General features: G+C 32.6%; 13 protein-coding genes. 12 read left to right on the forward strand and 1 reads right to left on the reverse strand.

From position 1 onward, the window contains the following. Positions 1–353: 353 nt before the first annotated feature. The gene (locus EGI31_RS07930) at positions 354–797 is read right to left on the reverse strand and encodes a peptidylprolyl isomerase (RefSeq protein ID WP_255036673.1); all 444 of its coding nucleotides are present in this window, start codon (positions 795–797) and stop codon (positions 354–356) included. A 307-nt stretch (positions 798–1104) separates the two neighbouring features. Here EGI31_RS07930 and EGI31_RS07935 point away from each other — a divergent pair, with 307 nt between their 5' ends. The 12 genes from EGI31_RS07935 (at position 1105) to EGI31_RS07990 (ending at position 15918) form a co-directional block, all read left to right on the forward strand. Continuing rightward, positions 1105–2379, forward strand: a complete 1275-nt coding sequence (locus EGI31_RS07935) for a nucleotide sugar dehydrogenase (RefSeq protein WP_255036674.1) — start codon at positions 1105–1107, stop codon at positions 2377–2379. 729 nt (positions 2380–3108) lie between these two features. Continuing rightward, complete coding sequence (locus EGI31_RS07940) at positions 3109–3654, forward strand: UpxY family transcription antiterminator (protein ID WP_255036675.1); 546 nt, start codon at positions 3109–3111, stop codon at positions 3652–3654. A 493-nt stretch (positions 3655–4147) separates the two neighbouring features. Next, entirely contained in the window at positions 4148–6466 is a 2319-nt protein-coding gene (locus EGI31_RS07945) for an SLBB domain-containing protein (RefSeq protein ID WP_255036676.1), read from the forward strand. A 23-nt stretch (positions 6467–6489) separates the two neighbouring features. Further along, positions 6490–7599 (forward strand): GDP-mannose 4,6-dehydratase, encoded by a 1110-nt coding sequence (gene gmd / locus EGI31_RS07950; protein ID WP_255036677.1) that lies wholly within the window; start codon positions 6490–6492, stop codon positions 7597–7599. Next, entirely contained in the window at positions 7583–8614 is a 1032-nt protein-coding gene (locus EGI31_RS07955) for a Wzz/FepE/Etk N-terminal domain-containing protein (protein WP_255036678.1), read from the forward strand. The genes gmd and EGI31_RS07955 overlap by 17 nt, the downstream gene beginning before the upstream one ends. 50 nt (positions 8615–8664) lie before the next feature. Beyond that, complete coding sequence (locus tag EGI31_RS07960) at positions 8665–9459, forward strand: FkbM family methyltransferase (protein ID WP_255036679.1); 795 nt, start codon at positions 8665–8667, stop codon at positions 9457–9459. A gap of 187 nt (positions 9460–9646) precedes the next feature. After that, the gene (locus EGI31_RS07965; RefSeq protein ID WP_374760678.1) at positions 9647–10774 is read left to right on the forward strand and encodes a lipopolysaccharide biosynthesis protein; all 1128 of its coding nucleotides are present in this window, start codon (positions 9647–9649) and stop codon (positions 10772–10774) included. Then, positions 10764–12005, forward strand: a complete 1242-nt coding sequence (locus EGI31_RS07970; protein ID WP_255036680.1) for a hypothetical protein — start codon at positions 10764–10766, stop codon at positions 12003–12005. Before EGI31_RS07965 ends, EGI31_RS07970 begins: the two co-directional genes overlap by 11 nt. Position 12006: 1 nt before the next feature. Next, positions 12007–12900, forward strand: coding sequence for an alpha-1,2-fucosyltransferase (locus EGI31_RS07975; protein ID WP_255036681.1), 894 nt, complete (start codon positions 12007–12009; stop codon positions 12898–12900). Further along, positions 12897–13925 carry a glycosyltransferase gene (locus EGI31_RS07980; RefSeq protein WP_255036682.1) on the forward strand — a complete coding sequence of 343 codons (1029 nt, stop codon included), beginning with the start codon at positions 12897–12899 and terminating at the stop codon, positions 13923–13925. The genes EGI31_RS07975 and EGI31_RS07980 overlap by 4 nt, the downstream gene beginning before the upstream one ends. Positions 13926–13996: 71 nt before the next feature. After that, positions 13997–14752: a glycosyltransferase family 2 protein gene (locus tag EGI31_RS07985; RefSeq protein WP_255036683.1), complete on the forward strand. Its 756-nt coding sequence runs from the start codon at positions 13997–13999 to the stop codon at positions 14750–14752. 119 nt (positions 14753–14871) lie between these two features. Further along, positions 14872–15918 carry a glycosyltransferase gene (locus EGI31_RS07990; protein ID WP_255036684.1) on the forward strand — a complete coding sequence of 349 codons (1047 nt, stop codon included), beginning with the start codon at positions 14872–14874 and terminating at the stop codon, positions 15916–15918. Positions 15919–15938: the final 20 nt, after the last annotated feature.

Below are 15938 nucleotides of genomic sequence, written 5' to 3' on the forward strand. Positions count from 1 at the left end.
AGCCGAAGCCACTTCGGCTCCGCTCAGTGGTCGGGTTATAATCAGTTATCACAGAAATCAAATATTTTGGCTTAGAATCAACAATTAAAAACCAATAAACCAGCCTTATATAATTTAGGGCTGGTTTTTTATTTGCATAACGTACGTTTTCATTTCGACTCCGCTCAATGAACGGAGTTAAAGTGATTTTTTACGTTAGAATTACGGTTGTAACCTAGGCTATATTAGCATGACGGGGCTCATTTAGTTAGCGGAGCGAGGTTCGTATTGGTGACTGAGCGGAGCCGAACGGTGACTGAGTGGAACCGACCGGTGACTGAGCGGAGCCGACCTGTGACTGAGCGGAGCCGAAGTCACGCCACCTCTTCAATGATCGTAATCTTCTGAATTTTATCGCCTTGACGGATCAAATCTACCACGTCAACACCTTCTACAACTTTACCAAAGCAGGTATGGTTTCTGTCTAAGTGTTGGGTATTGGCTCTGTTATGGCATATAAAAAACTGTGAACCTCCAGTGTTTCTGCCTCTGTGAGCCATAGAAAGCACGCCTCTGTCGTGATACTGCAATTCACCCGTCAATTCGCAAGGAATGCTGTAGCCTGGGCCGCCGCCACCAGTACCATCTGGATCACCACCTTGCACCATAAAGTTGGGTATCACTCTGTGGAATATCAATCCATCATAAAACCCTTTTTTAGATAAATCAATAAAATTCTGTACGGCTATGGGTGCATCGGTATCATAGAATTCGATCAACATTGTTCCCTTGTCGGTTATCATTTCTGCTTTACGCATAGTATATTTTATTTAGTTTTGGTGCAAAAGTAATTCTTAAAATTAGATTCGCATATTTCTAATTGGCTTTTTCTATTAAGAATGATTTAGATACTTGAGGAACAGCTAATCTTAAAAAACACGATGAACCATTAATCAAATGGAATATACATTAGAATTAGAAAAGCACTCTGTATTTTCATTAGGACTCTGAAATTTGCCAATTACGCTTAACCGAATAATAGATTTTTTGAGTGTATTCCATAGAAATACTCTTTTTGTTAATTTAATATTTAATTTTGTCTTTTAAATAGCACCAAAAAAATAAATGAACCACTTAAATAACATCAATATCGTAATTTGCGGACTAGGATATGTAGGTCTTCCACTAGCAGTAGAATTCGGTAAAAAATATCCAACTATAGGCTTTGACATTAATTCTCAAAGGATTTCAGAATTAGAAGCTGGTCTTGATAAAACACTAGAAATTACAAGTAAAGAACTTTCTGAAGCCAAGTATTTAAATTTTGAATCCGATTTAAGTGTTCTTGGGAACATCAAAATGAAAAATATTTTTATCGTCACTGTACCCACACCGATAGATATTTATAAAAAGCCAGACTTAACGCCATTAATATCCGTAAGTAAGACCATTGGGGAAGTTTTGAAAATAGGAGACATCGTAATCTACGAGAGTACAGTATATCCTGGTTGTACGGAAGACGACTGCGTACCAGTTCTAGAAAAACACAGTGGACTAAAATTTAATCAAGACTTTTTCTGTGGATACTCACCAGAACGGATTAATCCGGGTGACAAAAAGAACACACTGACTAAAATCTTGAAAATAACTTCGGGTTCAACCCCTGAAGTGGCTGATTTTGTGGATGATTTATATGGTTCAATTATAGAAGCAGGTACCTACAAAGCTCCTTCTTTGAAAGTGGCCGAAGCAGCCAAACTGATAGAAAACTGCCAAAGAGATGTAAATATTTCTTTTGTCAACGAGTTGGCCTTGATTTTCGAAAAAATGAATCTCGATACTACAGAAGTTCTTAAGGCCGCTGGTACCAAATGGAATTTTCTCAAGTTCCAGCCTGGTTTGGTGGGAGGGCATTGTATTGGGGTAGATCCATATTATATGTTGTATAAATCCGAGCAGTTGGGCTATTATCCAGCTCTAATAGGCTCGGGAAGAAGAATCAACGACAATATGGGTGTGTTTGTGGCCAATAAAGTGGTGAAACTGATGATCAGTAAAGGTATCAACGTAAAGGATTCCAAAGCTTTGATTCTAGGTTTTACTTTCAAAGAAAACTGCCCTGATATCCGTAATACCAAGGTGATAGACATTTACAATGAATTGAAGGATTTCGGTATTCATACCGAAATCTATGACCCTTGGGCAGATGCCGAGGAGGTTAATCATGAATATGGTATTGCACTAACAGCGTCTCTAAATCAAAAATATGATTTAATTATTCATGCCGTCAACCACGAAGTATTTGAAAAACTAAATATCTCGGATTTTGCCTCTGATACGCATGTGTTATTTGATGTGAAGAGTACACTGGATAAGTCTATTGTGGATGCTAGGCTGTAGTTTTTTTATTCTTAAACACATAGGCATATAGATATCATAGGTTTTTCTTCTGTGTGCTATGTGACTATGTGTTTATAACTTTACCACAAAGTAACCAAAGTTTTTTTCTCGATGCTCTTTTAAGTTTTGCGGGTATTTAAATGATACAGAGATATCATAGGTTTTTTCTTATGTGTGCTATGTGACTATGTGTTTATAACTTCACCGCAAAGTACTCGGAGTATGTAATCAACCACATAGACATATAAATAGCATATCTTTTTCTTATGTGTGCTATGTGCCTATGTGTTTATAACTTCACCACAAAGTACACGGAGTATTTAATCAAACACATAGGCATATAGATATCATAGTTTTTTTTATGTGTACTATGTGATTATGTGTTTATAACTTCACCACAAAGTACCCAGAGTTTCTTTTCTCATTGCATCTTAAAGTTAAAGTGTATTAAATCAAACACATAGACATATATATATATCATAGATTTTTCTTATGTGTACTATGTGACTATGTGTTTATAACTTCACCACAAAGTACCCGGAGTTTTGCACTGAGTTTGACTCCAATTACTTCGACGCTTTGTTGCCCTATGCCTCAATGCCTTTTGCCTAATTGCCTTGTAACTCTTACCTTCCTACAATACCGAATAATCAAAATTTCAGTTAACTGTTTCCTATCTTTGACAAATTTTCCTACTTTTGCCTTTGAAAGTGCATGCTTTGAAAAAAAATGGGTACCCATAACAGTCAAGAAGTGAGAATTAACGAACCCAGTGAAAATGTTGCCCTTAGCTGGTATGTTATTTACACCAAGCCTAGACATGAAAAAAAAGTAGCAGATATGCTCCTTAATATAGGGGTTGAAGCCTATTGTCCCACAAAACTACAAACCAAGCAGTGGTCCGATCGTAAAAAGATTGTTGAAACACCACTGTTCAATTCCTACTTATTCGTAAAACTTACAGAAGCAACCCGTGCCTCGGTTTTTGCGGTGCAGGGTGTGGTACGTTATATCTATTGGTGCGGAAAACCGGCTATTGTTAGGGATCAAGAAATAGAAGAGATAAAAAGATGGCTCAATGATTTTGACCATCAAGATATAGAAGTCAATTATTTTAAAGCTGACCAAAAAGTACGTATTCTTTCGGGAAGCTTTATCAACCAAGAAGCAAGAATCGTCAAGCAACAAGGCAATCACCTGGTTTTAACCTTGGAAGGCTTGGGTCTGGTGTTGAGAACAAAGTTGAGCGAGACGCTTTTGGAAAAGGCTGGGTGAGGTTGGTTAACTGGTCATTGGACACTGAGCGAAGTCGAAGTGGGTTATTGGTGGATTGGTTACTGGTGAGTTCGGCCCTCGTTTCGGTGTGTGATGAGTGGCGAGTATTGAGTTATGAGTTCGGTCCAACGTTTCGGTGAGTTATAGGTCAAATTGGGTCACTGAGCGTAGTCGAAGTGTTGAGTTGTATTTAGCATTTGAAAACGTGTTCTCGACTAACGCTCGAACTGACAAGCATCTGTCACGTTGAGCCTGTCGAAACGAAGACTGAGCAAACAAAGGATTGTAATTGGGAAGAGAATAAATAAGGTTAAAAGTAACAATAACTAGTAACCAATAACAAAGAACGTGTAGGTCACAAAAAATGTGACTGAGAGGGCGAAGCTGTGGAAAGTCCACATTTTAATGATTTAATAAGCATTTTATTTTAAGCCTTTTAGTACTTTTGTGGCAGTTTTGTAATAATTAAGAAATCCAATGGAGATTCAAATATATGATTCAAAAAATTAAAAAGTGTTTTTTCGTATTTTTACTGTTGCAAGCCTCATTGACTTCCTATGCCCAATCAGTAGATGAACTCTCTGATGAAGATATTCAGAAATTCATGCAACAAGCCCAGGAAAGTGGAATGAACGAAGAGCAGTTGGCAGCAGCAGCTGCTGCCAAGGGTTTTACTGCCAGTGATATCGTAAAGTTTAAAGAGAGAATTGAAAAACTTAAGTCTAGCAAAAAGGCGGTTGGCATTAAATCATCACTCAATCAAAGAACTGTAGATTCTACAGACATACAAGCTTCTGAAAGAGACAATAAAAAGCAAGTCATTGACGAAAAGGCCGAAGACAGAAGAATGAAAATCTTTGGTTTGAACATTTTTAATAACCAAACCCTCAACTTCGAACCTAATCTTAATATCGCTACGCCCAAGAATTATGTATTGGGAACCAACGATGAGTTGAGTATCGACATCACAGGTTATGCGTATGCACACTACGATGCCAAAGTAAACCCCGACGGCAACATCAAGATAGAAAATCTCAATCCTATTTTTGTAGCAGGCCAAACCCTAGAACAGGCCAAAGTGAAAATTGTGCAAAGACTTAAAACCCTATTTGGGGGTTTAGGAAATGGAGGTCTTAGTGCCGATGTTACGCTAAGTAAAATACGTAGTATCAAAGTAACCGTTATAGGGGAGGCGGTATTTCCTGGTACCTACACCGTGCCATCTTTAGCAACGGCTTTCAATGTTCTGTATGCCGCGGGTGGACCTACTGATATAGGCTCATTAAGAAACATCGAGATATTCAGAAAGGGCAAGAAAGTACGAATGCTTGATTTATATGATTTTCTGCTTAGAGGCGATTTGACAGACGACATTGGTTTAATAGACCAAGATGTTGTTTTGATCCCGTATGTAGACAAACGAGTGATAATTAACGGAGCTGTTAGAAATCCAAAGATTTACGAACTAAAGGCAGGAGATAATCTTGGGTCGCTCATCGGTTTCGCAGGAGGTTTTGGTGAAACAGCCTACTCAAAATCTATCAGAATAAATAGAGTTACTGATACCGAAATGAAGATTTTGAAAGTCAGTAAAGAGGAAATTTCGAAGTTTGGTCTTTTAAAGGGTGATATAGTAATTGTAGATTCATTACTGAACAGATACGAAAATAGAGTAAGTATTAAAGGGGCAGTATTTAGACCAGGTGACTATGAATTAGAAACTGGCATGACATTAAAGAAACTGGTTGCTCAGGCGGAAGGCCTTAAACCAGAAGCCTTTAAAAGTAGAGCTTTGTTATTTAGAGAGAGACCTAATGCTGACCCTGAGATTCTGCCTTTAAATCTTTCTGAGCTTTTGAATGACACTGCTGAGGACATTGTTTTACAAAAGAATGATTCCTTAGTTATAAAGACAATTGCCGGTACACGTGAGCTTCGCACCATTCAATTAGATGGAGAGATAAACAAGCCTTCAGTAATTCCTTACGTCGAGAACATAACCGTATCTGATGCTATATTACTGGCAGGTGGACTAAAAGATGGTGCGAATGTCGCAAGGATTGAAGTTGCCAGAAGAGTTAAAGCTGATGGAGGCGACGGTGACCAGAATGTCCAAATTATTCAAATACAAGTTGATCCAAGTTTAGGGATTTTAGACAAGGATAAGAGAACTTTATTAAAGCCTTTCGATAGAGTTTATGTTAGAAAAATGTCTCGGTATGAAGTTCAGCGAACGGTTTCTATTACGGGGGAAATTAACTATCCAGGCCCTTATACCCTTAACGACAAAAAAGAACGAATATCAGACCTTATAGAAAAAGCAGGAGGCACAAAAGGACAAGCTGATTTGGGAAGTGCAAAATTTACAAGAAATGGTGTACAAATGGGTATTGACCTGAAGAAAGCTTTTTTTGATAAGAATAGTAATCAAAATTTACTACTTAACCCCGGAGATGTTTTGGAAATCCCAAGAAGAAAAGAAACTGTAACTGTTTTAGGCCAGGTTTATAATCCTATTACCGTTCCTTTTGACCAAGGATTAAATTTGAAAGACTATATTAGTTTGGCTGGAGGAACCACAGACTCGGCATATGTTAAAAAGATATATGTGAAATACGGAAATGGAAAAATTAGCCGTACCAAATACTTTGCAGGCATAAATTCCTTCCCAAAAATAGAAAATGGAGCGGAAATATATGTGCCACTCCATAAAAAACAAAGATGGACCTCAGCAGAAAGAATTGCAGTAAGTTCGGCTGTCGTTTCAATAGCCACGGTTCTATTAACTTTGGTATTGAGGGTTGTACCTTGATTATTTACTCTAAATTATTTATTTTGACGAAGAAAAAAGCCTTAATAACTGGCGTAACAGGACAAGACGGAGCTTATCTATCAGAGCTTTTATTACAAAAAGGCTATGAAGTTCATGGCATAAAAAGAAGGTCTTCATTGCTGAATACAGATAGAATAGATCACTTGTATCAAGATGAACATCAGGGGAAGACGGACTTTCATCTTCATTACGGAGATTTGAGCGATTCTACTAATATTATCCGGTTAGTACAAGAAATTGAACCGGATGAGATCTATAATTTAGGTGCTATGTCTCACGTTAAAGTTAGTTTCGATGAACCCGAGTATACAGCTCAAGTGGATGGACTCGGTACGTTGAGAATTCTGGAGGCCGTTAGAATTTTGGGATTAACTAACAAAACTAGAATTTATCAGGCATCCACATCGGAGTTATATGGTTTGGTGCAAGAGGTGCCTCAATCTGAGACTACTCCTTTTTACCCACGTTCACCTTATGCTGTATCTAAGTTGTATGCCTATTGGATAATTGTAAATTACAGAGAAGCTTATGGAATGTACGCTTGTAATGGTATTTTATTTAACCATGAATCTCCTCTTCGTGGGGAAACCTTTGTAACTAGAAAAATTACGCGTGCTGTTGCGGCTATCGTAAATGGAAAACAAGACTGTTTGTATTTGGGTAACTTGGACGCCATGAGAGACTGGGGACATGCCAAAGACTATGTTGAGGGAATGTGGCTAATGTTGCAGCAGAATAAACCTGAGGATTTTGTTCTCGCCACAGGTATTACAACAACCATACGAGATTTCATAAAAATGTGTTTTCAGAATGTGGGGATTTCTTTGGATTTCAGAGGGACAGGAGTTCAGGAGGAGGCTTATGTTGTCGAATGTACCAATAGTCTTTATAATATTGAAATCGGCAAAAAAGTGGTGGCGGTTGATCCAAAATACTTTAGGCCTACTGAGGTAGAATTGCTTATTGGAGATTCATCGAAAGCTAAAGAAAGATTAGGTTGGCAACCAAAATACTCACTAGATAGTTTGTGTGAAGAAATGGTAGAAAGTGATTTGAAGAAATTCATGGTAGTTAATTTAGAAAATCAGAAAATAAATGGAACCGGAAAGTGATAATTTTACTATAGATTTTAAAGTACTTTGGCAAATATTAAAAAAAGAAAAGTGGTCCATTTTAGGAATTATTATTCTTTTTAATTTAGCAGGTACACTTTATGCATACAGTCTTAAAGAAGAGTTTGTTTCTGAAGGTAAAATATTACCGGAGAGTCAAGGAAAAGCTAGTTCATTGGGGCAATATGCAGGTTTAGCAGCATTGGCTGGCGTTGACATTGGTGGTGCTACTTCAGGATCTGATGCAGTAAGGCCGGAATTGTACCCAGACGTTTTAAAAAGTACGCCATTTTTCTTGGAATTATTTAAAGTAAAGTTTAAAGACAAAAACAATAAGGTAAACAGTTTCCAACAATACTATACAAAAGAAGTTTTGGATGGGAAATTAAATCCCAAAGATCAGAAATTACAATTTCCCAAAAGTGACAATTATATAGTATTCAATAGACAAACTGAAAAAAATATTAAGGATTTAAAAACTCGCATTATAGGAAGTTACGATAAAAAATCAGGAGTGATAAGTATTTCGGTAAAACTACCCGATCCTGTAATGGCTGCTAATGTAGCAAAGTACACGATGGACTATCTAACAAGCTATATTATTAACTATAGAACCGAGAAACAAAAGCAAGATTTAAATTTTATAGCTAAAAGACTCGATGCGGCCAGAGGTAAATATTTTAATTCCCAAACTAAAAAAGCAACCTATTCAGATCAAGTTCCACTTTCATCATTGAGACTGCAATCGGCAGACCTTCAAAGAGAGAGAATTGAATCTGAATATAAAATATCTTCAACTTTTTATAATACTTTATTACAAAAATATGAAGAAGCCAAACTAAAAATGCAGCAAGAAACACCAGTAATTAAAATTCTTGAACCACCTGTGGTCCCAAATTTGAAAAGTGAGCCGAAGAAAAGTATAATCCTAATAATTTGTTTTATTGGCTCATTATTTTTATCTATTGTATTTGCGTTACTAATAAGTAAAAACTATAAATTAATTTTATCTTAACATATTGACTTAAATGGTAAAATGAGAAAGTTCAGAAATCCTTTGATTAGATGATAGTTTATATTTTTAGATATTTTTTTGGGAATAAAAATTTCTATTATTTCTATAAATTCCTTTATAAGTTAGCACTTAAGGGATTAAACGTTGGAATGAATAAAAATCCTAACTATTCGGGAGAAAAGTATGTTCTGGAGCAATTGAAAAACCAAGTTGAAAAAGACCCAGAGAATTTAGTAATATTCGATGTCGGAGCAAATAAAGGTGACTACTCAATATTAGTTAACGACATTTTTAATTATACTTCTCAAATATACACATTCGAGCCTTCACCATCTGTATATCAAATTCTTAGTGAACGAACGTCGAATATTAAAAATATTAACTTGTTTAATATCGGATTTAGTGATAAACAAAGAACCGAAAAATTATACACATCTTTTAACTCTACAAGTCTTGCAAGTCTCTATAAGAGAAACTTAAATCATTACAATATTGAATTGGATAACATAGAAGTTATTTATCTCGAAGAACTAGATTTGTTTTGTGAAAGAATGTTAATTGAAAAAATTAACTTTCTTAAATTAGATGTAGAAGGTCATGAGCTACAAGTTCTTAAAGGATCGGAAAGAATGATTAATGAAAGTCGTATCGAAATTATTCAATTTGAATTTGGTGGGTGCAACATTGATTCTAGAACATATTTCCAAGATTTCTTTTACTTACTTAAAGACAAATATGATATTTATAGAATTTTAAGAAATGGTTTGGTAAAAGTTGAAAACTATGATGAATCTTTGGAGATATTTATACATACAAATTACTTAGCAAAATTAAAATTGTATTAACATTAAAAAGTTTATAGACTTAGCATCTGACTTCACTTTTAATAAAAGGAAACTCATTTATGAATTTGGTATCGTAGCTTGGGGTTCAATTTTCTCAATAGCCTTTACATTCATTGGAATTAAAATTATATCCTCTAAATTAGGTGCTGAGTCATATGGAGAAATATCACTTTATTTAACAATTACCATGCTTGTTCACTTAGTTTTTAGTGGGCCATTCTCCGGGGCGATTGCAAGATTTTCTAGCATCGCAATTCATGATCGAAGATTTTTTAAATTTGAATCTGAACTAATTAAGTTTTTCATTGATACACTTAAAATAGCGTTATTCTTATTTATTGTAGCTGCAGTTTGTTTATTTAATAAGTCTATTCAGGACTATGCTCTTTTGGTTATTTATTCATTGTTATATTCCATTTCATACTTCGTATTCACCCAAGTTCTAGCCATACTAGGTGCCTTGAGAGAAAGATTTTGGGTAAGTTTTATAAATATTTTGGAAAAATTATTTCGCTTCGGACTGGCGTACATAACCATTATCTTCTATAATTCAAATGTTAAAATGGTGTTTTTGAGTTTCGGTGTAGGACTATTACTAATATCAATAACATCATGTTTAATATATTACAAATTGGTAAGAGAAAAAATCAAAAAAGATACTGGAACACCTGAAATATCTCTATACAAACATGAACTCATAAATTATAGTCTCCCTTTTGCCCTGTTTGGTATAATAATATGGCTTCAAAATAGTTCTGAAAAATGGTTTTTGGACTTGTTTGTTGGAACCAAGGAGGTTGGAATCTATAGTATCCTAAATCAAGTAGGTTTTCAAACTTTTGTCTTGCTATCTGGTGTAATTACTTCAATGTCAACACCAATTATTTTTGAAAAATCTTCTTCAATAAGTAAAAAAACTGCAATTAGGCTAAATACGCTAGTAACTTTTTTTTTTATTGTTATTGGTATAATTACGATTATTTTGTCCTGTTATTTTGGTGATGACTTGATAATAATTTTCTCAAGTTCTGAATTCATAAGTAAACCTTATTTATTACCAATAATAACAATTTCAGGAGTACTGTTTGCTATTGCACAAAATATAAGTATCAATTATATGATTCTTTTAAAATCTAAGCTTTTACAATATCCAAAAATCATTTCAGGAATAGTAGGTGTATTCATAAATTATATTTTAACAAAAAGCTATGGATTAGATGGTCTTACTTTTAGTATATTGATTACAAATTTTTTGTACTTATTAATTCTAGTAATTGTACAATCATATTATTTGCAAGAAGAAATTGGAGATTAATAGAAATGCTTTTTTAAAGGTAACAATGTTTGTGTTATTTATTATGATAAATTTCACATACCGAAATATTATTATTGGAGATACAAATATTTATGATGCAGATTATTATGATCCAAACTCTTTGTCAACTGGCAAATCTATTGGTAATTATAAATTTGTTGATTTAGTATTAACAGACTCTATTCTTTATAACTCATTTTTTGATGAAAGGTTTACGACCCTTAGTGCATTTATCTTGCTTCAAGGAAATTTTGCAGTTTTGGGAATTTCTCTAGTAGCCTTCCTAATAAAAGGAATAATATCTCATTTTGTACTGAATATGGTGTTATGTTTCATAGGAGGTCTATATTTACTAAAAATGACAAATTTTTTTAATATCAGTGGATTTAAAACACTTGCGATAATATTTTTCTACCCTTATACTATTTATTATTGTCAATCGATTAATAAAGAAATATTTCTGTTAACACTATTTATAGTTTTCATATATGCAGTAATTAGTAAAAAGTACTTTCTGATTTTTTTAACTACAATTGGAGTTTTTATTATAAAGTTTTTCTTCGTATTTATATGTTTAATTACGATTCTATTTCATTTTATAAAAATAGAAAACAACATTAAATCAAAAGCAGTGGTAATAGTTACTTTTATCGTTTTTGGAACATTTACATATTTAACCCAATTTCTTAATACAGGTTCAATTGTACTTGAAAATGCTGAAAAATTAGGTCTAGCCAATAGATTGAATAACTTTCAGGATACGATACCTTTTATCTCCTACTTTACTTTTCCAATAAAGTTTTTAATGAATACATTCGAAGGATATAATGCAACCGGTGTAAAAATATTTTATCCTTCAAACTACAGAATTTCAGTGGTTGGTTGGGTTTCAGTTTTGTCTTTTATTTATATTTTTCATTATTTTATTCGATATTTTATTGTTTTTATGCAGAGTTTATTTACCTTTTGGCTAAAAAATGAAAACTCCAATACATTGTATTTCTTTACTTTCGTTTCTACGTTAGTGGTACTGACCAATAGTTTTATTCACAATAGATACTTTTTTTTTCTTATTCCATTTTATGTCGTAACTGTAGATTTATTCAAGAGAGAATCAGTGGAATTTAAAGCAAATAGATTTACTATTAAACTTATAAGTTTATGGGAGAATTCGCGATATTTTACATTCCTTTTGCTAGTTATTTCGGTCATATTAATAAATCTTTTTTAAGTTGTTAAGAACACAAAACAATAAAGTTATAATTCAACTAAAAGGTGGATTAGGAAACCAACTTTTTCAATATACCTTTGGGAAGTATCTTTCTTTAATACTCGAGAAAGAATTAGTAATTGATCATTCTTACTATGAACTATATCCAAATGTCCAAGGCGTAACACATAGAAATTTAGAAATTAACTATTTCAAGAATATTGCTGATAAAAAAGTAAATGTTTCTTTTCTGAAAAAACTGCCTTCCTCTCGAATTATCTATTATTTATTTCAATTTATTTTGAAGTTAAAATACAGTCCTGTTTTAGTCAACGACGAAACGAAAATAGATGAACTTGAAACATCAAAAAATCTACTATGTGATGGTTATTTTCAAAACGTGAATTATGCAAACCAGATTTGTAAACAAATGCAAAATCTATTAACCATGGACGATAATGTCAATATGAATAATATTTTATCGGAAATTAAAAATAGTAATAGCGTTTCGTTGCATGTTAGACGCACAGATTATTTAGAAACAGTTAACAAAAATCTTGGGTTGGCATTCAATTTCGATTATTACATACAAGCAGTAGGCCACATTAAAAAAAATGTTCAAGATCCTTGCTTTTTTATTTTTAGCGATGATTTGGACTGGTGTAAAAAGAATCTTTCAATTCTTGAACCATACAAAGTAGTGTTTGTAGACTGCAATTTAGGCAGCTCCTCATTTAAGGATATTATCTTCATGAGTAAATGCAAGCACAATATAATAGCAAATAGTTCCTTTAGTTGGTGGGGAGCTTGGCTAAATTTAAATTTAGATAAAATTGTAATTATGCCCAAAATTTGGAAGATAAATGACGATGAATTTGTAAATGATTTAGTAGATAACAGTTGGATTGTAATATGAGTATACCTTTAATATCTGTGATTCTACCTGTATTTAATGCAGAAAAATATATTTTTAAGGCTGTTTCTAGTATTCTGAATCAAACTTTAAAAGATTTTGAATTACTAATTTATGATGATGGGTCAAGTGACTCCTCAATAGATATATTAAGAGGGTTTAATGACTCAAGAGTTATTATATATTCTGATGGAGCAAATTTAGGATATATCAAAAGATTAAATTTTCTAATCCAACAATCCAAGGGGGAATACATTGCCAGAATGGATGCAGACGACATCTGTCATCCAGAGAGATTGCAAAGACAATTCGAATATTTACAAAAGCATTCAGAATGCGACGTTCTTGGCACTAGATCTAAAACGTTTTTTTATAACCCTTTTCTTGGATTTAGTCATAGTTTACCATTAAATAAAAACCAAATAGAGGCTTATTGCCTATTCGATAGCCCTATGGTTCATCCTTCTGTCATTATTAGAAGATCTCTGATTAGTAAGGGGTTATATAATTATAGGGAAGAATTTTATCCCGCCGAGGATTTCGATTTATGGGCAAGGTTAATTACGAAGCAGGTTGTATTGGTAAATTTAAATAAAAATTTAATTTATTACAGACGACATAACACCCAAACCTCTGTCGTAAGACGTGATTTAGCCGATTCGAATTCCTTTAAAATTCGTAAATCATATTTAGAATATTTTCTTAAAAGAAAACTAACTGAAAATGAGAGTTCAGCATTAAAAAGTGTATTTTTACAACGAGAAAGTGCAAATCTCGAAACTTGGATTGTCTTTATAAAATTGTATACCGAATTATATGAGATGTTTTTTTTAGAAAAAGAAAGCAGAGAAGTGATTTCAACCAAAGTATACGAAATGATATTTTTTTCTAGAAACCCTTATATAAAAGAAATTTTGAAAGTGTATAATACTTCGTCATTAGTTAAGCAACACACACAGCTAAGTATACATTTAGTGAACTATAAACTTGAATTATTTTTAAAAAAAATATTTAAATCTTTCATTTGAGTAATACAAATTAAACCGCATTCCAACTTTTGTAAAATTTCGGAAGCAATTAATGTAACTTAGAGCTAAAATTGAAGGATTTTGTATCAGTAATTATTTGTTGTTTTAATGAGGAATTGCATATTGGCGAGGCAATTAATTCCATATTAAATCAAACATATCAGAATTTTGAAATTATCATAGTTGATGATAATAGTAATGACAAAACTATTGATATAATAAGTCAATTCTTGAAAGTGGACAATAGGATTAAACTTATAAGCCATGAAAAAAACGAAGGTTCCGCAAGTTCAAGAAATATCGGAATAAAAAACTCAAAGTATGAATTAATTGCAATTTTGGATGCTGATGATATATGTTTACCTAATAGGTTAGAAATTCAAGTAAAATTCCTAAATCAAAATCCAGAAATAGGAATTGTCGGTTCCTCTGCTTTTTATAGGGGTAGCAACAAATTGGATAAAATTATAAATATGAGCTCTGAAAATGACAGAATTCAATCAGAAAAATATTTAAAATGTCCATTTATAAATTCGACAACAGTTTTTAGAAAATGTTTTTTTCTAAATGTTGGAGGGTATAACCCTTATTACAAAAGAGCCCAAGATTATGATTTATGGTTAAGAATGTTAAAAATTACAAAGGGACATAATATAAACATACCATTAATAATTTATAATACGTCGAAAAGTCATAAACTAGTTGATTTATTGTGGTATCCAGCTCATGCAAGTTATTCGTCAGTATTAAGGGATAGTGCTCAAAAGAAGAAACTTGTTGCAACATTTCGTCATATTGTAGCTAATTTATGGAACTTCCTGAAATGAATAATTACTAAACTTTAAACCTTTTTTAATTTTGTACAATTACATTATCCAAATTAGACCAAGAAAAGACGAATATTAACTAAAAAATAAGAGCGAAAAAGTCCCAAGCCCCTTTAACCATGATTCTCATCGACACTGTATATATAAACCAAAGTGGAGGTAAAGTATTAATCAATTATCTTATCAAAAGTTTACACAGTTTAGAATCAAAATTCGCAAACTTGTTTTTTCTTTTTGATGAAAGGTTTGAATCTGATCAGTTAAGTCTAATTCCAATTGAGAAATTTTTAAAAATTAAGAATTCTGAAAGAGAAAGGATTAAATTTTATAGAGCTTATAAAGAAAAGTTAGATAAAATCTTTTGTTTTGGTAATATTCCACCTCCAATACACATCAATGATATTGATACCTATATTTATTTTCATAATTCACTTTATCTTTTCAAGTCGAAGTCAAATCATGGTTTTAAATCCCAAATAATTATTGGTTTAAAAAAGAAATATATTCAATTTATAAACCACCCTAAATATATATGGATTGTTCAAACAGAATACATTAAACAAAACTTCATATCGAAAATGAATGCTAAAGCCCCAAATGTTTTAGTTCTACCTTTTTTTGAAGTTAACTCATCGGTTAATTCTGCTACAAATAATAGGAATGAATTGAACAAATTTGTCTATGTAGCTGATGGTTCTCCTCAAAAGAATCATCTAATCCTTTTAAAAGCTTGGAAAATCTTGTTTTACAAATTTAATAAGGCTTTAGAGCTGCATCTTACAATCCATGAAAAAAATTCAGAGATAATAGTTGAAATTGAGAAATTGAAAAATAAAGGTTTAAAAATCTTTAATCATGGCGAATGTAGTCTAACGGAAATCAATAATTTATACAATGAATGTGGTAATTTAGTATTTCCATCATTGAACGAAAGCTTTGGATTGCCTCTAATTGAGGCAGCCTATTCAAATTGTAATATAATTGCTTCAAACTTACCATTTGTTTTTGAAATTGTTGCTCCATCTGCAACATTCAATCCATATGATGAAAATGATATAGCACAATGTATTTATAATTTTTCTGTGAGTGAAACTAAGAAGACCGAAATAATAGTACAAAATAAAATTGGTGAGTTAATAAACCTAATTACTACCAATGCTAATTGACGATAAAAAAATAACTAATA

Origin of the sequence: Lacihabitans soyangensis (assembly GCF_024343775.1) — a bacterium.
GTDB lineage: Bacteria > Bacteroidota > Bacteroidia > Cytophagales > Spirosomataceae > Leadbetterella > Leadbetterella soyangensis.

Excerpts from the sequence above, each read along its gene's own strand:
- EGI31_RS07965 (WP_374760678.1), top strand. The coding sequence starts at position 9,647 with ATGCTTGTTCACTTAGTTTTTAGTGGGCCATTCTCCGGGGCGATTGCA.
- EGI31_RS07930 (WP_255036673.1), bottom strand. The coding sequence starts at position 797 with ATGCGTAAAGCAGAAATGATAACCGACAAGGGAACAATGTTGATCGAA.
- EGI31_RS07945 (WP_255036676.1), top strand. The coding sequence starts at position 4,148 with ATGATTCAAAAAATTAAAAAGTGTTTTTTCGTATTTTTACTGTTGCAA.
- EGI31_RS07955 (WP_255036678.1), top strand. The coding sequence starts at position 7,583 with ATGGAACCGGAAAGTGATAATTTTACTATAGATTTTAAAGTACTTTGG.
- EGI31_RS07980 (WP_255036682.1), top strand. The coding sequence starts at position 12,897 with ATGAGTATACCTTTAATATCTGTGATTCTACCTGTATTTAATGCAGAA.
- EGI31_RS07935 (WP_255036674.1), top strand. The coding sequence starts at position 1,105 with ATGAACCACTTAAATAACATCAATATCGTAATTTGCGGACTAGGATAT.
- EGI31_RS07940 (WP_255036675.1), top strand. The coding sequence starts at position 3,109 with ATGGGTACCCATAACAGTCAAGAAGTGAGAATTAACGAACCCAGTGAA.
- EGI31_RS07990 (WP_255036684.1), top strand. The coding sequence starts at position 14,872 with ATGATTCTCATCGACACTGTATATATAAACCAAAGTGGAGGTAAAGTA.
- EGI31_RS07960 (WP_255036679.1), top strand. The coding sequence starts at position 8,665 with ATGATAGTTTATATTTTTAGATATTTTTTTGGGAATAAAAATTTCTAT.